At 63.0% G+C, this 13,095-nt stretch carries 12 protein-coding genes; 5 read left to right on the plus strand and 7 right to left on the minus strand.

Translation table 11 applies throughout. The annotated features are described in order from the left end of the window. Positions 1-138: 138 nt before the first annotated feature. The gene (feoB, locus tag CZ345_RS11515; protein ID WP_239446681.1) at positions 139-2,472 is read right to left on the minus strand and encodes a ferrous iron transport protein B; all 2,334 of its coding nucleotides are present in this window, start codon (positions 2,470-2,472) and stop codon (positions 139-141) included. Continuing rightward, complete coding sequence (locus CZ345_RS11520; protein ID WP_077073285.1) at positions 2,469-2,702, minus strand: FeoA family protein; 234 nt, start codon at positions 2,700-2,702, stop codon at positions 2,469-2,471. Before CZ345_RS11520 ends, feoB begins: the two co-directional genes overlap by 4 nt. Positions 2,703-3,297: 595 nt before the next feature. Between CZ345_RS11520 and CZ345_RS16695 the strand changes: the two genes are divergently transcribed. Both CZ345_RS16695 and CZ345_RS11530 read left to right on the plus strand, forming a co-directional pair. Then, on the plus strand, positions 3,298-3,708 hold the full coding sequence (locus CZ345_RS16695; RefSeq protein ID WP_144277341.1) for a hypothetical protein: 411 nt from the start codon (positions 3,298-3,300) through the stop codon (positions 3,706-3,708). 154 nt (positions 3,709-3,862) lie between these two features. Further along, positions 3,863-5,338 (plus strand): DnaA ATPase domain-containing protein, encoded by a 1,476-nt coding sequence (locus tag CZ345_RS11530; protein ID WP_077073287.1) that lies wholly within the window; start codon positions 3,863-3,865, stop codon positions 5,336-5,338. Between the two features lie 611 nt (positions 5,339-5,949). On the opposite strand, the gene CZ345_RS11540 is transcribed toward CZ345_RS11530, so the two are convergent. Continuing rightward, positions 5,950-6,693 (minus strand): LexA family transcriptional regulator, encoded by a 744-nt coding sequence (locus CZ345_RS11540; RefSeq protein WP_077073289.1) that lies wholly within the window; start codon positions 6,691-6,693, stop codon positions 5,950-5,952. Positions 6,694-6,852: 159 nt separating this feature from the next. Between CZ345_RS11540 and CZ345_RS11545 the strand changes: the two genes are divergently transcribed. Continuing rightward, a complete protein-coding gene (locus CZ345_RS11545; protein ID WP_077073290.1) occupies positions 6,853-7,074 on the plus strand; it encodes a hypothetical protein in 222 nt (73 codons plus the stop codon). Positions 7,075-7,424: 350 nt separating this feature from the next. Here the strand turns inward: CZ345_RS11545 and CZ345_RS11550 are convergent, their stop codons facing one another. From CZ345_RS11550 to CZ345_RS17580, 3 genes are all read right to left on the minus strand, one after another. Then, a complete protein-coding gene (locus CZ345_RS11550; protein ID WP_337957248.1) occupies positions 7,425-7,850 on the minus strand; it encodes a Ros/MucR family transcriptional regulator in 426 nt (141 codons plus the stop codon). A gap of 752 nt (positions 7,851-8,602) precedes the next feature. Further along, the gene (locus tag CZ345_RS11555) at positions 8,603-10,186 is read right to left on the minus strand and encodes a sigma-54-dependent Fis family transcriptional regulator (RefSeq protein ID WP_077073292.1); all 1,584 of its coding nucleotides are present in this window, start codon (positions 10,184-10,186) and stop codon (positions 8,603-8,605) included. Between the two features lie 20 nt (positions 10,187-10,206). After that, on the minus strand, positions 10,207-10,329 hold the full coding sequence (locus tag CZ345_RS17580; RefSeq protein ID WP_275425389.1) for a hypothetical protein: 123 nt from the start codon (positions 10,327-10,329) through the stop codon (positions 10,207-10,209). 52 nt (positions 10,330-10,381) lie between these two features. Here CZ345_RS17580 and CZ345_RS11560 point away from each other — a divergent pair, with 52 nt between their 5' ends. Both CZ345_RS11560 and nadD read left to right on the plus strand, forming a co-directional pair. Further along, positions 10,382-11,623, plus strand: coding sequence for a glutamate-5-semialdehyde dehydrogenase (locus CZ345_RS11560; RefSeq protein WP_275425390.1), 1,242 nt, complete (start codon positions 10,382-10,384; stop codon positions 11,621-11,623). After that, positions 11,624-12,313, plus strand: a complete 690-nt coding sequence (gene nadD, locus CZ345_RS11565; protein WP_077073294.1) for a nicotinate (nicotinamide) nucleotide adenylyltransferase — start codon at positions 11,624-11,626, stop codon at positions 12,311-12,313. It abuts the gene before it with no gap. Positions 12,314-12,483: 170 nt separating this feature from the next. Here the strand turns inward: nadD and CZ345_RS11570 are convergent. Next, positions 12,484-13,095: glutamate--tRNA ligase family protein (locus CZ345_RS11570; protein WP_239446682.1), on the minus strand; the 612-nt coding region annotated here is incomplete at its 5' end.

The following is a 13,095-nucleotide window of genomic DNA, read 5'->3' on the forward strand; positions in this document are numbered from 1 at the left end:
GCCGTGTGCCGCAGCCCGGTGCGCCTCCGGTTGCGCGCCGGGAGTTTCTGCAGGCGTTCCGGCGCGGGAAAAGCCCGTTTTCCGGGCATGAAAAAGGGGAGCCTGCGCTCCCCTGAAGTGCCTTGCGGCAGGTTATGTTCAGCCCCAGATCATCCTGCCCGCAAGGGTGCCTGCGTAGGCTACCACATAGGCCACGGCGGTGTTGAAGGCCATGCTGAAGAAGAGCCATCTCCAGCCGCCGGCTTCGTTCTTGAGCACCACGAGGGTGACGAAGCAGGGCGAGTAGATGAGGACGAAGAGCATGAGAGCCAGCGCCACGGTCTTGGACCAGCCGGGATCGGCGGCGAGCCTTGCGGAAAGGGAATCGGGTTCGTCGGGATCGGTTTCGCCTATGGAGTAGGCCGTGCCCATGGTGGAGAGTATGGCTTCCTTGGCGGCCACGCCGGAAATGAGGGCCACGTCGGTGCGCCAGTCGAAGCCGAGGGGACGGAACACGGGTTCCACGAACTGGCCGATGCGGCCGCCGAAGGTGTTCTTCACCTCTTCCGAGGCAAGGGCGTTTTCCACGCCTGCCTTTTCCTCTTCCAGGGCGCTCATGCGGGCGGAAAGCTCGGCAGCGCTCTGTTCCAGGGCTTTTTTCGTCCCTTCGTCCGCGCCGGAAAGGCTCTTCTGAAGGGCGGCAAGCTGTTCTTCCAGACCGGAAATTTCCGTTTCAAAAGCGGCGATCTTCGCCTCGAAGGGGGCGGCCTTCTCTTCGTTCAGGGCCGGGAAGGTGAGCGCGGCCCAGAGAATGACGGAGATGGCCAGAATCACGGTGCCCGCCTTCTTGATGTACATCCAGCCGCGTTCCCAGGTGTGGGTGAGAATGCTCCTGAGCGTGGGCAGGCGGTAGGGCGGCAGTTCCATGACGAAGGGCGTGGAGGCGCCGCGGAACACGGTTTTTCTGAGCAGCAGGGAAACCAGAAGAGCCACGGCCCAGCCGCACAGGGTGATGGCGAACATGATGCCTGCCTGATTGTCGGCAAAGAAGGCCGCGGTGAGCATGAGAAACACCGGAATCTTCGCGCCGCAGGTCATGAGAGGCAGGGTCATCATGGTGGCCATGCGTTCCTTTTCGCTTCGCATGGTGCGCGTGGCCATCACGCCGGGAATGGCGCAGCCGCCGGCAATGCCGCCCGCAATGATGAAGGGCATCACCGAGGCGCCGTGCAGGCCGAAGGCGCGCATGACGCGGTCGAGCATGTAGGCCATGCGGGCCATGTAGCCGCTGTCTTCCAGGAAGGAGACGATGAGGAACATGATGAGAATGAGCGGCACGAAGCTGAGCACGCCGCCCACGCCGCCGATGATGCCGTCCACGATGAGCGACTGCACGAGGCCTTCGGGCAGAATGCCGGTCGCAAGCTCGCCGAGCATGCCGAAGAAGTCTTCCACCCAGCCCTGCGGGTATGCGCCCACGATGAAGGTGGTCCAGAACATGAAGTACACCACGCCGAGCATGATGAGCGGGCCGAATATGGTGTTGGTGAGCACCTTGTCGAGCTTGTCGGTAAGGGCGAGGCGGTCTTTCGTGTTGTCCTTGCGGATCACGCCGTCCTTGAGCACGCTGTTGATGAAGCCGTAGCGGTAGTCGGAAATGATGGCGTCGGGCGTGGTTTCCGCCGTGGAGGAAAGGTGCGCGGCGAGCGTGTCGCGCACGGCGTCGAGTTCGAGCGCGGCCACGGAATCCACGGCCTTCACCTGGGCGCGGATGATGTCGTCGTTTTCCAGAATCTTGAGCGCCGTCCAGCGCGCGGGGTAGCGGCCGGTGAGTATGTCTTTATTTTTGATAATGGAAACCATTTTCAAAAGAGCGGCGTCCACATCCGGCCCGTAGCTGATGCAGAGCGGCTCGCAGCTTTTCTGCGCTTCTTCCAGAGCCAGTTCCATGGCCTTGTCCAGCCCTTCGCCGGAACGGGCCACGGTGGGCACGGCACGCACGCCGAAGCGGGAGGAGAGGCGTTCGAGGTCTATGCTCATGCCCGCCTTGCGCGCTTCATCCATCATGTTGCAGGCCAGCACCACGCTCTGCCCGAGTTCGCGGATCTGCACGGCAAGGAAGAGCCCGCGCTCCAGCGTGGCGGAATCAATGACGTTGATGACGGCGCGGGGCCTTTCGGCCTCGTTTTCCGGGGCGAGAACCTCGCGCACCACGCGTTCTTCCATGGAATAGGGCGTGAGCGAGTAGGTGCCGGGCAGGTCGGTGAGCAGCACCTTGTGTTCGCCGCAACGCACCCAGCCTTCCTTCTTTTCCACGGTGACGCCGGGGTAGTTGCCCACATGCTGATGCGCGCCCGTGTAGGCGTTGAAGACCGTGGTCTTGCCGCAGTTGGGGTTGCCGGCAAGGGCTATGCGGATGCCGTTCTTCTTTTCTTCCTCGGTAAAGGAGCGCGCGCCTGCGGCGCCGCGCTTTTCACACATGGGGCAGCTCATTGAACCTCCACATCGACAAAGTCGGCTTCACTGTTGCGCAGGGCGATGGTGGAACCTTCGATACGCAGGGCTACGGGGTCGCGCAGCGGGGCCTTGCCGACAACCTGTACGGACATGCCGGGCACAAGGCCCATATCGCGGATGCGGCGGCCGAGTTCGCCGTAGGCGTTTATTCTGACGATGTTCGCCTTCTGACCGGGGGCAAGGCGGCGAAGATTCATCTGAGACATGGTTCCTCCTCGATATAGAAATGAAATTCTTTTTCAAATTCAGGGCAAGGATTCCGGGAGTCGTTCCTTCCCCTGATGACGGCAATGCCGCGGCAGGCCCGCAGGAAGCCGTGCATGCGCTCCTCGCGGCTCCCGCGGAAGCGATAAGGCAGTATTAGTGAAATTGAAAACCAGTGTCAACTGAAAATAACGTTTTTTCTGAGTTTCCCGGCATTCTGCTCCGTCCAGGGGCGGAAAAGGCGTGCCTCTGCCGGAAAGAAGCGCAGAAAGGCCGCTTTTCCGGGGTGGGCTTTCCACGCAGCATCGTTCCCGAAAAAGAGCGGCGCGGCCGGGAAAGCGTGCAGCTGAAGGCCTTGCGAAGGCCTGCTTTTTTGGGGGGAGGAGCTGCGCCGCCGCGCCGTGCGGCATCTTGGGGAAAGCCCCGCTTCTGCCGGGCCGGCAGAAGCAGGGGGGCTGGCCGCAGTCTCCGGGCGGCCGTGCGGGGGGGGAATGCGGAGGCGCACAACGCGGGCCGGATTCCCCTGCACGAGACCGGAAGCATGCGGGAGCGGCGCTTTTCTGCTGCACCTGTCGGGATGGCCTTCGGAAATGCGGCGTGGCGCATCGTTTCCCGGCGGCAGGGCATGCGGGGAGGCAAGAGCTTTTTGCGAGGGGCTGCCTGCGGGCGGGCCTGCCCGGGGCTTTTTCTGGCATGCCGTGCTGCGCCTGCGCCGGGAAGCGGAGTACCGCAGCGGGCGCCGTTTTTTTCTGGGGCGCGCATCAGGCGGGGGAAAGCGGGCGGGGCGTTTTCTTCTGCGGGCTTTTTCCCGAAAAAGGGGGCAAGGCGCGCCTTTTTGCGGAAAATTCCCGAAATCCCTTGCGGCGCAACGGAAAAAAGGCTTTTTTCTTTGCGTTTTTGGGGCATGTTTTTTCCCGGAAAAACGGGACCGGACATGAAAAAAAACGGACAAAAATAAGGGCAAATTTTATTTTTCAAGGCGATTTTCAAGTGTTATCGAAGCGTTAAGAGAAAAAAGAGCTTGTGAAGGATGGTTGAAAAATTTTTCAAACATGATAACTAGTTATTCGTCCCTTCCCCTGTGGAATCGCGTTGCGGCATGGCGCTCCCCGTCCTTCATGCCGACGGTATTTTTTCCTGACCTTCTGCATCAAGCGCTGTTATGAAAGAAATCTGGTCCTCCATACTTAAAGAACTCGGCGGCAGGTTGCCCGAGGGCAAGTTCAAGGTTTTTCTTGAACCGCTCAAAGGCGACGTGGTCAGGTTGCCGCAGACCGACCGCTCCGGCGGGCAGGGGCTTCTCATCGTACCTGCTCCGGCCGTTGAATGGGAAGTCCGGCTCACCGCCATGAACGACTTCATGGCGGCCCAGGTGCGCGAACAGTTTTCCCAGGCCATTGCCGAAGTCGCCTCTTCCCTTCTCGGCGGCAGGGCCAGGGTGGTGGTGCGCGCCTCCTCCTCCCGCAAGAAGGCCGAGCTTCCCCGTCCCGCCACGCTGGAACAGGTGGCGGCCTCCATTCCTTCCACGGCGCCTGCCGTGCTCATGGCCGACAAGCAGCTCGATCTGCCCATTCCCCTTCCCCGCGTGCGCGCCTTCAACCCCGCGGTGATGAAGGGCTGGAAGCATTCGTTTGAAGATTTCGTGGTCGGCCCCTGCAATCAGATAGCCTATGCCGCCGCAAGCAACATTCTTGCCGCGAGCGCCCCTGTGGACATGGTGTTTCTGTGCGCGGGCGCGGGCCTGGGCAAAACGCATCTCACCCAGGCCGTGGGCCGCGCCCTCAGCCTCGAGGCGGACAAGCGCCAGGTACGCATGGAATACCTCACGGCGGAGGAATTCACCTCGCAGTTCGTGCAGGCCATGAAGTACAAGACCATCGACCAGTTCAAGGAACGCTTCCGCGATCTGGACATGCTGCTTCTGGAAGACGTGCATTTCCTGCGCGGCAAGGACCGCACGCAGGAAGAGCTTCTTTCCACCATCAAGAACCTTCAGGATCACGGCGGCCGCGTGGTGCTCACAAGCTCCTTTGCTCCGCGCGACCTTGCAGGGGTGGATTCCCAGCTCGTTTCCCGTTTCTGCTCCGGCTTCGTGGCCAGCATGGAACGCCCGAACCGCGACACGCGCCTGCATATCCTCAAGGAAAAGGCCCGCCGTCAGTGCATGGTTCTGCCTTCCGCCGTGGCCGACCTTCTGGCCGACCGCATCACCGGCGACGTGCGCCTGCTGGAAAGCTGCCTGCACAACCTCATGCTGCAGTCGCAGTTCATGGGGCATACCGTTACGGAAGAAATGGCCATCGACGTCATCCGCAACGTGGCCCGCACCAGCCCCAGCCTCAGCCTCGAAGACGTGGTGGAGCTCATCTGCCGCAGCTTCAATCTCACCTCCGCGCAGCTGTGCTCCAAGTCCCGCCGCCAGAATCTCGTGGTGGCGCGCAATACCGCCTTCTTCCTTCTGCGCAAGCATACCGACCTCACGCTCGAGGAAATAGGCGAACGCTTCAACCGCAGGCATTCCACGGTCATCAAGGGCATTACCGCCGTAGAACGCGAAATGAGCCGCCATTCCTCCCTGGGCGGCCAGATAGAACACACCGTTTCCATGATAGAACGCTCGGCCATGCTGGGCTGCTGATTCCGCCTTTTCGCCCCGCCTCGTGCGGGGCTTTTTTTGTCCGACGTGCCGGGGCGTTTCCTGCAGGAACGCCGGATGATGCGCCGCTTCACAGGGGGCTTTTCACGGGAAGGAAGCCTGAAGGGATGGGCAGAAAAATCCCGTGGGCACATGCAGAAAACAGAGCGGCGAACGGCTTGTGCGCGGCGGCCCTGAACAGAAAACATCCCGGGGAAGCGGAACGCTTCTTTCAGGAACAGGCAAGGCCCTGCAGAGGCGAAAGTGACGTCCGCAGTATTCTCCCGGGCTGTTCGACCAGTTCTGTGCGTAAAGAAAACGTTCCGCTCAGGAAAACATGCAGCCTCTTCCGTGGAGAAAAAACTCCCTCCACCGGATAAGGGCGACATGCCTTCCCGTGTACGGAAACAGGACGCCTATGGACGGGGAAGCTTGCCGGGATATGCCGAAGGTGAGGGGACTGCGGCCCGAAAAGCGTTCTGCTGGGCGTACGAAAACGGCCCTTCTGCCGGAGGCGGAGGAGCAGAATCGGGCGGAAAACAAGCCCCGGCAACGCCGAAGAGCGGCGTACCGCTGAGGAAGATTTCTGCGGCGCAGGGGCCGGAACAGGCAGTCTATATCTCCCGGCAGCACCAGATGACGCGGCCGATGACGCGCACGCTGTCGGCAAGGTCGCCGTGAAGATCTACGCTGATGGGCGAGTACTCGGGGTTGCGGCTTCGGAGCACCAGACGCCCGCCGGGCAGGGTTTCCACCTGCTTGATGTAGATTTCCTCATTGATGCCCATGGCATAGATGGCATGGCCGTAAATCTGGCATTTGCCCTGATCCACCAGCACCATGTCGCCGTGCCGGATGTCGGGTTCCATGCTGTCGCCGCATACCTTCATGAGCACCATTTTGGAAGGATCGCCCTTGCGGCACAGCCAGTCCTGCCGGAAGGAAAAGTAGGAAAGCACCTCGCCGTCGGTTTCCAGGCTGCCCTTGCCCGCGGCAAGCCGCGCCGCCACGAGCGGCACCATGACAAGCCCGATGGAATCCTGCCCGGAACCCACTTCCCCGAAAAAGCTTTCTCCCGGGGTGTGCGCCTCTTCCCGGAGGGCGCTTTTCTTCGCCTCCTCCGGCAGAGCATGAGCCGGGCTGGCGGAGGCCTCGCCCCGGCCGAAGAAAATCCAGTCCGTGGAAAGGCCGTACTGCGCGGCTACTTTCAGAACCCAGCCGTCGGGGATTTTCCCCTTGCGGCGCGCCTGACTCACCGCCTGCGGCGACACGCCGAGAATCTCGGCGAGCTGACTGTCGCGGCGAAGCCCGGCCCCTTGAAGGAGACGATCGAGTGTATCAGGTGTTGCGTTGCTCATGAAGTTTTATTTAAAGAAAAGGGGGTAAAAAGTCAATTGAAAATTAAAAAATGATTAAAAATTAAAAATGTAAATTTTTAGTTGACAAAATAAATAAAACTGGCAAAAGGGACTCGTAGCCACAAGCAACATCAATACGCCTTATCAAGGAGTTTCCTTATGGCCATGAGCGACGATATCCGCAGCGTGCGTTTCTTCCTGGGTTCTCTGAATAGGGAAACCTTCAGCCCCGCGCTGGTCGACCTTGCGTGCAGCAACCTTGAAGCGCTTGCCGAACAGGCCGAGGCGCTGGAAAACACGCCCCTCGCCGTGCACCGTCCGCGCCGCCGCCAGAGCGTCGCCCCCGCGCGGCGCATGGAAGTGCTTTCTCTGCTGCAATAGGCATGTTTCAGGCGGCTGCTTCCCCGGAGCAGGACAGATTTCAGGCGCGGACCTCGCGCCGGGGAAACAGAACGCCTGCGCCGGCTGCGGCGTTTTCCCGGAAGATTCCCGCATGTCCGCACGGATGCCGTGTTCCCTGTTCGTGTTTCCCGCAAAGGGGAAAAGGCAGGGGCGGGCACGCAGGGCGTTTCGGGAGCCTTCCGTCGCTGGCCGGCGGAAAACGGCCGGGCGCTTCAACGCGCCTCCTTCCGCCCGAGTGCGGAAGGGGAGCCGACGGCGGGCTTTTCCCGTGGGAGACCGTCGGCTCCGGCCGCATTCCCGGCACGGCCGAAACCCCGCAGGGGAAAGGACTATTCCCCTGCGGTACGCTGCGGGTTCTGCGGGCTTCTTTTCCCCGTCGTGCTGCGCCGTTCCCACAGTCGCATGGAGTGCATGTGGCTGCGCCGCGTTTTCTGCAGCGCGCGGCAGAGAAGAGGCGTATCCTCTTCCAGTCCCCATTTTTTCCGGTATTCGTCCGGGGTCAGTCCGTGTGTTGCCAGGTGTCGGATGGTGAGCATACGGAAGCGTCTGCCGCATTCCAGGCAGAGAATGCTCTGTTCGCGTATGGAACGCCGCGTTTTTTTCGGAACGGGCGGTGTTTCCTCTTTCTGTTTCATACCCCGCAGCAGGGAACTCAGGCGGCGGATCTGAGCGAGGATTTCTTCTTCCGTCATGGGGCGCACCGCGGCCTGAGCCTTCACAATATCCAGCGCTTTTTCCATGTATTCGTCCATCATGCCTCCTTGCGGCGTTCGGCCGCTGAGGGAAGAATGCAGGCCCCCTTTTGAGAAGACAAGAATTTTCTCATGATATATCAGTGTGTTGTTGTGATATATCCTGAGGGGCGTTTTCCTTTCGCCGTTTCGGAACTGCTTTGCAGACGCACGGATGCGGAAGGGGCGGGCACGGCGGTGTCGTTCTTTGGAACCTGCGCCGCAGGCATGGTTCCGTGCCGCGGATTTCACCGCGTTCCGTATGGCTGTTGCGGGCCGGAGGGGGGCTCTGTCGTGGAAGGCCCGGCGCTTCCCGCGGCGGCACGGCGGGGGAAGCGCTGTTTTCCGAAGGAACGGAGCGGTACAAAAGCGTGTGCCGGGTATGGCCCGGCATGGAACGTGCAGCCCGGATGTCTCAGCCCGGCTTTTTCGGTAACCGTTTCGCTTCCGCCTCCGTCCCTTTTCTTTCCATGGGCTGCGGGGCGTTTTTCCTGTGTCCGGCGGTCAACAGGCCGGGGGCGGGGCTGCGCGCGCCTTCCGGCCATGGCGGGGCGTGGGCGGCATCCGGCCGTGGGGGCAGAGATGGCGTTTTTCCGCGGCATTTCTCCGTACCCGTCGTGCGCGTGGGCGGAGCGTTCGCCGTGCACGGCGGGGCTGCGCCGAAGTCGGAAGGAGAAGGCAGGGAACCGCGGCCTTTCGCGGCGTCCGCAGGGTTCCGGCCCCGTATGTTCCGGCGAAAAAAAAGCCCCGCCTTTTCGGAAAGGCGGGGCCTCGCGTTACATGTTTTTGTTGCGGTATACGAACTGGTGCGGGTCGATGCCGTATTTTTTCACCTTGTAGTTCACGATGCGGTAGCTCGACTTCAAGTCGCGCGCGGCCTTGAGCATGTTGCCGCCCGCCTTGATGAGGGCGTCCACAAGCAGTTCCTTTTCAAAGCGGGTCACGGCGTCGCCGAGGGAAAGGCCCGCTTCCGTGGCCGTGCTTTCCGCCGTCTGCAGCGAAGGCGGCAGATCGCCCGCGCGGATGACGTGATCTTCGCAGTACTGGGCGGCGCGCTGGAGGCAGCTTTCCAGTTCCGAGATGTTGCCGGGCCAGAAGTAGCGGGTGAGCAGTTCCAGCGCAGGGTAGGAAATGCGCTTGATTTTTTCGCTGTGGTAGTCGGCGTTGCGCAAAAGCAGGTGTTCCACCAGGGGCACGATGTCTTCCCTGCGCTCACGCAGCGGGGGAATGTGCAGGGCGCAGACGTTGAGGCGCGCATACAGTTCCGCCGAAAAGCGGCCCTGTTCCACAAGCGCGTCCAGCGGAGCGCTTGTGGCGGCGATGACGCGCACATCCACGGGCACGGGATCGGTGCCGCCCTGGCGCAGAAGGGTGTGTTCCTTCAGAAGGCGCAGCAGGCTTTCCTGCGCAGGCGGGGTAAGGGCTTCCACCGCATCCAGGAAGATGGTGCCGGTATTGGCCTGTTCCAGAAGGCCCTTCTGCGTCTGCATGGCGCCGAGGAACGCGCCTTTCTGGTAGCCGCAAAGCTCAATCTGCAGCCGTTCCGGGGGCAGGGCGGCGCAGTGGCACACCACAAGCGGCACGTCGCTTCTGGGGCTCGAGGCATGGATGCGCCTTGCCAGCTTTTCCTTGCCCACGCCCGGTTCCCCGCACAGCAGCACCGGGGCGCGGCCCTGGGCGATGTGCGCGGCCTGTTCCAGAATATGCCGCATCACCTTGGACTGGGCGATGAAGGCGTCCGCGCGGGACTCCTCCGCCGTGATTTCCCCTCCGCCGGAGGAGGGCAGGCGGCGCTGATGGCTCAGTTCCTCCTGAAGGTAGGCGGCCTCGTTGGCGATGAGCGCGGCGGCCACTTCCAGAAAGAGACGGCGCAGTTCCAGATCTTCCCGGGAAACGAATTCGGTGTCGGCGTTCAGGGTGCCTATGACCTCGCGCGCGGAAAGCGGGCCGTCGCCCGCGGGGGCGAGGATGGGCACGGAAATGAAGGAAAGCCGTTCCATTTCCTCATCGCTTCTTTCAAAAAGCAGGCTGAGGAACAAAGAGTCGCCCTTCAGTTTTTCCACGATGACGGAACGGCCCGTGGCGAACACCTTGCCCGTAACGCCCACGCCCGGCGCATAGCTTGCGTGGTTGGCGCGGGGCTGCGTTCCGGCGAGGCTCAGGCGGAGCATACCGGTTTCCGGGTCGAAGAGCACCAGGTGGGGGCGCAGAAAGCCGTGGCGTTCGGAAAGTTTGCTCAGAAGGGAGGTCAGGCTTGTCTGGAAGGGGCGCTTGGGCCCCATTTCGCCGGCCATGAGGCGCAGCGTTTCCAGCCAGGGGCTGACGTCCTGATTGGCGGCATTGGCGGGAAGCTGAGTCATGGAGGCACTCCGACATCCGGTTATTTTCTGAGTTCGGCGATACGGGCACGCAGGAAGGCGGCGGATTCCTGATCCGCCGGGGGCAGGGCGGCGATGGCCGCTTCATAGGCAGCGGCGGCGCCGGCCTTGTTTTTTTTACCCATTTAGATTGGTTTAAAGAAAACCCCCGGNGTAACGCAGGACATACGGCAGGCCGTGCGCCTTGCCGGTGAGAAGGCGAAGGCCGCTTCCCGCATCATGGCGGCGGCAAGCCCCGCAGCCAAGAAAAAGGCCCTGGAAACGCTGGCCGAACTTCTTTCGGCGCGGGAACACGCGCTTCTTGCCGCCAATGAGAAAGACCTTGAGGCCGCGAGGGCCGCACGGCTCGACGGCCCGCGCATGGACAGGCTGCGCCTCACGGCCGCCGTTCTGGCCGACATGGCCGGGGCCTGCCGCCATGTGGCCGCGCTTCCCGACCCCGTGGGCGCCATGGACAGCCAGTGGCAGCGGCCCAACGGCCTTCTGGTGGGCCGTATGCGCGTGCCCCTCGGCGTGGTGGCCATGGTGTACGAGGCCAGGCCCAACGTTACGGTGGACGCTTCCATTCTCTGCCTCAAGGCGGGCAATGCGGTGATTCTGCGCGGCGGCTCCGAGGCCCTGCACTCCAACGTGGCCCTTGCCGCGCTGCTGCATGAGGCGCTCGTTGCGGCGGGCCTCCCCGGAGATGCGGTGCAGTTCATCGACATCACTTCCCACGAGGCGGTTTCGGAGCTGTGCAGGCTTGACGAATATGTGGACGTGCTCATTCCCCGCGGCGGGGAATCTCTGGTGCGCGCGGTGACGAATCAGGCCACCATGCCCGTGCTCAAGCACTACAAGGGCGTGTGCCACGCCTTCATCGACGAAGGGGCCGATCTTTCCCAGGCGCTCGACATCGTGTACAACGGCAAGGTGCAGCGGCCCGGCGTGTGCAACGCGCTCGAATGTCTGCTGGTGCACGAGGCCGAGGCAAAGGCCTTCCTGCCCATGGTGGGGGAAAAGCTTTCCGCGGCGGGCGTAAGCTTCCGGGCGGACGAAGCCTCCCTTGCGCTTCTCGGTCCTGCGGCCTCCGCCGCCGCGCCGGACGATTACGGCAGGGAATTTCACGACCTCATCCTCGCCGTGCGCGTGGTGCGCGACATGGACGAGGCCCTTGCCCATATCGCCGCCTATGGTTCCCACCATACGGAAATCATCTGCACGGGGAACCATGTCAACGCCATGCGCTTTTTGCGCGAGGCCGACGCCTCCATGGTGGCGGTGAACGCCTCCACGCGCTTCAACGACGGCGGGCAGCTCGGCCTCGGTGCGGAAATAGGCATAAGCACGTCCAAGCTCCATGCCTACGGCCCCATGGGCGTGCAGGAACTGACCACCACCAAGTTCGTGGTGTTCGGTCAGGGGCAGGTGAGGGAATAAGTGGGCGCCACAGGCATTCTCGGCGGCACCTTCAATCCCGTGCACAACGGGCATGTGCGCCACGCCATAGAAGTGGCGGAAGCGCTGGGCCTTGAGCGCGTGCTGCTCATGCCCTGCGCCATGCCGCCCCATAAGGAAAGCGCCGGGCTTCTGCCCTTTGATCTCCGGGTGGAACTTCTGCGCGCCGCGGTGGAGGGGATTTCCTTCCTCGATGTGGAAACGCTGGAAGGGGAGCTGGAAGGCCCCTCCTACACCTGGCGCACCATGAACGAATGGGCGCGCCGCCATCCGGGCGAACCTCTGCCCTATTTCATGATGGGAGCGGAGGCCTTTGCCGCGCTGGATACCTGGAATCACGGGCTCAGGCTCCCCCATGTGGCGCATCTTGTCATGGTGCCCCGGGGCGGGGACGACGGAAGCGTGTTCCATGAAAGCATACGTTCCTTCTGGCCCGGGAGCCTGCCGCCCAGCGTGGACGTGCCCCTCGGCCGCGAAACCGTGGAACTGGCCTGCGGGGGAAAGTGCACCTTCCTGCCCGTGCCGAGGCTCGACATCAGTTCCACCTTCATCCGCGCGCGCTGGCGTTCGGGCCGCAGCCTTGCCGGACTCATGAGCACCGGCGAGCTGGACGTGCTCCACGCCCATGCGGAAGAGGTTTCCGCCTGCTGGGCCACGGCCAGAGTGCGCTGAAGCGCCTTTTCTTTCTTATAGACCGGCAGAAAAACGCCGCCTGCGGACTGCGGGCGGCGTTTTTTCGGGTATCTTTTCCGGCGGCAGGGCCGGGGTTCGGCCTCCGGGAGGCGCGCCGTTTTTAGGAGGCATCTGCGGGGACGAGGCCGGGGGAACGGCGTTTTCGCGTGTCAGCTTTTCCAGAGCCTTTCCACCCCGCCGGGAATGACGATGCGCTCTTTGGGCAGCACATGCCAGGGGAAGGGCCCGCCGATGCGTTCCGCAAGGGTCGCCGGGGTGACGGGGGAGGGCGTCTGCTGAAGGCCCGCCAGATGGGCGAGGTGCCCCACCACGGCTTCGGGACGGCAGCCCGCCTCGCGCAGGGCGGCCAGGCTCAGGCTCCTGTGGCGCTTGGCCAGCCTTTCGCCTTCCTCGTCGTACAGCAGCGGAATATGGGCGAACGCCGGGGGCGTGCCGCCGAGGAGCCGGTACAGAAGAAGCTGGCGCGGGGTGGAAAGGAGTATGTCCTCCCCGCGTACCACCTGCGTGACTTCCATGCGCATGTCGTCCGCCACCACGGCGAGCTGATAGGCCCACACGCCGTCGGAACGGCGCAGGGCGAAGTCGCCGCCGCAGCTTTTCAGCGACAGGCGCTGCGGGCCGAGCACAAGGTCGGTAAAACATTCCTCATCGTCGTCCGGGCACAGAAGGCGCAGGGCGGGGCGGCGGCCTTCGGCCTCCTTGCGCGCCCGCTGCTCCGGGGTGAGATGGCGGCAGGTGCCGGGGTAGGCCGCGCCCGCATC

The organism is Mailhella massiliensis (assembly GCF_900155525.1).
GTDB classification, from domain to species: Bacteria; Desulfobacterota; Desulfovibrionia; order Desulfovibrionales; family Desulfovibrionaceae; genus Mailhella; species Mailhella massiliensis.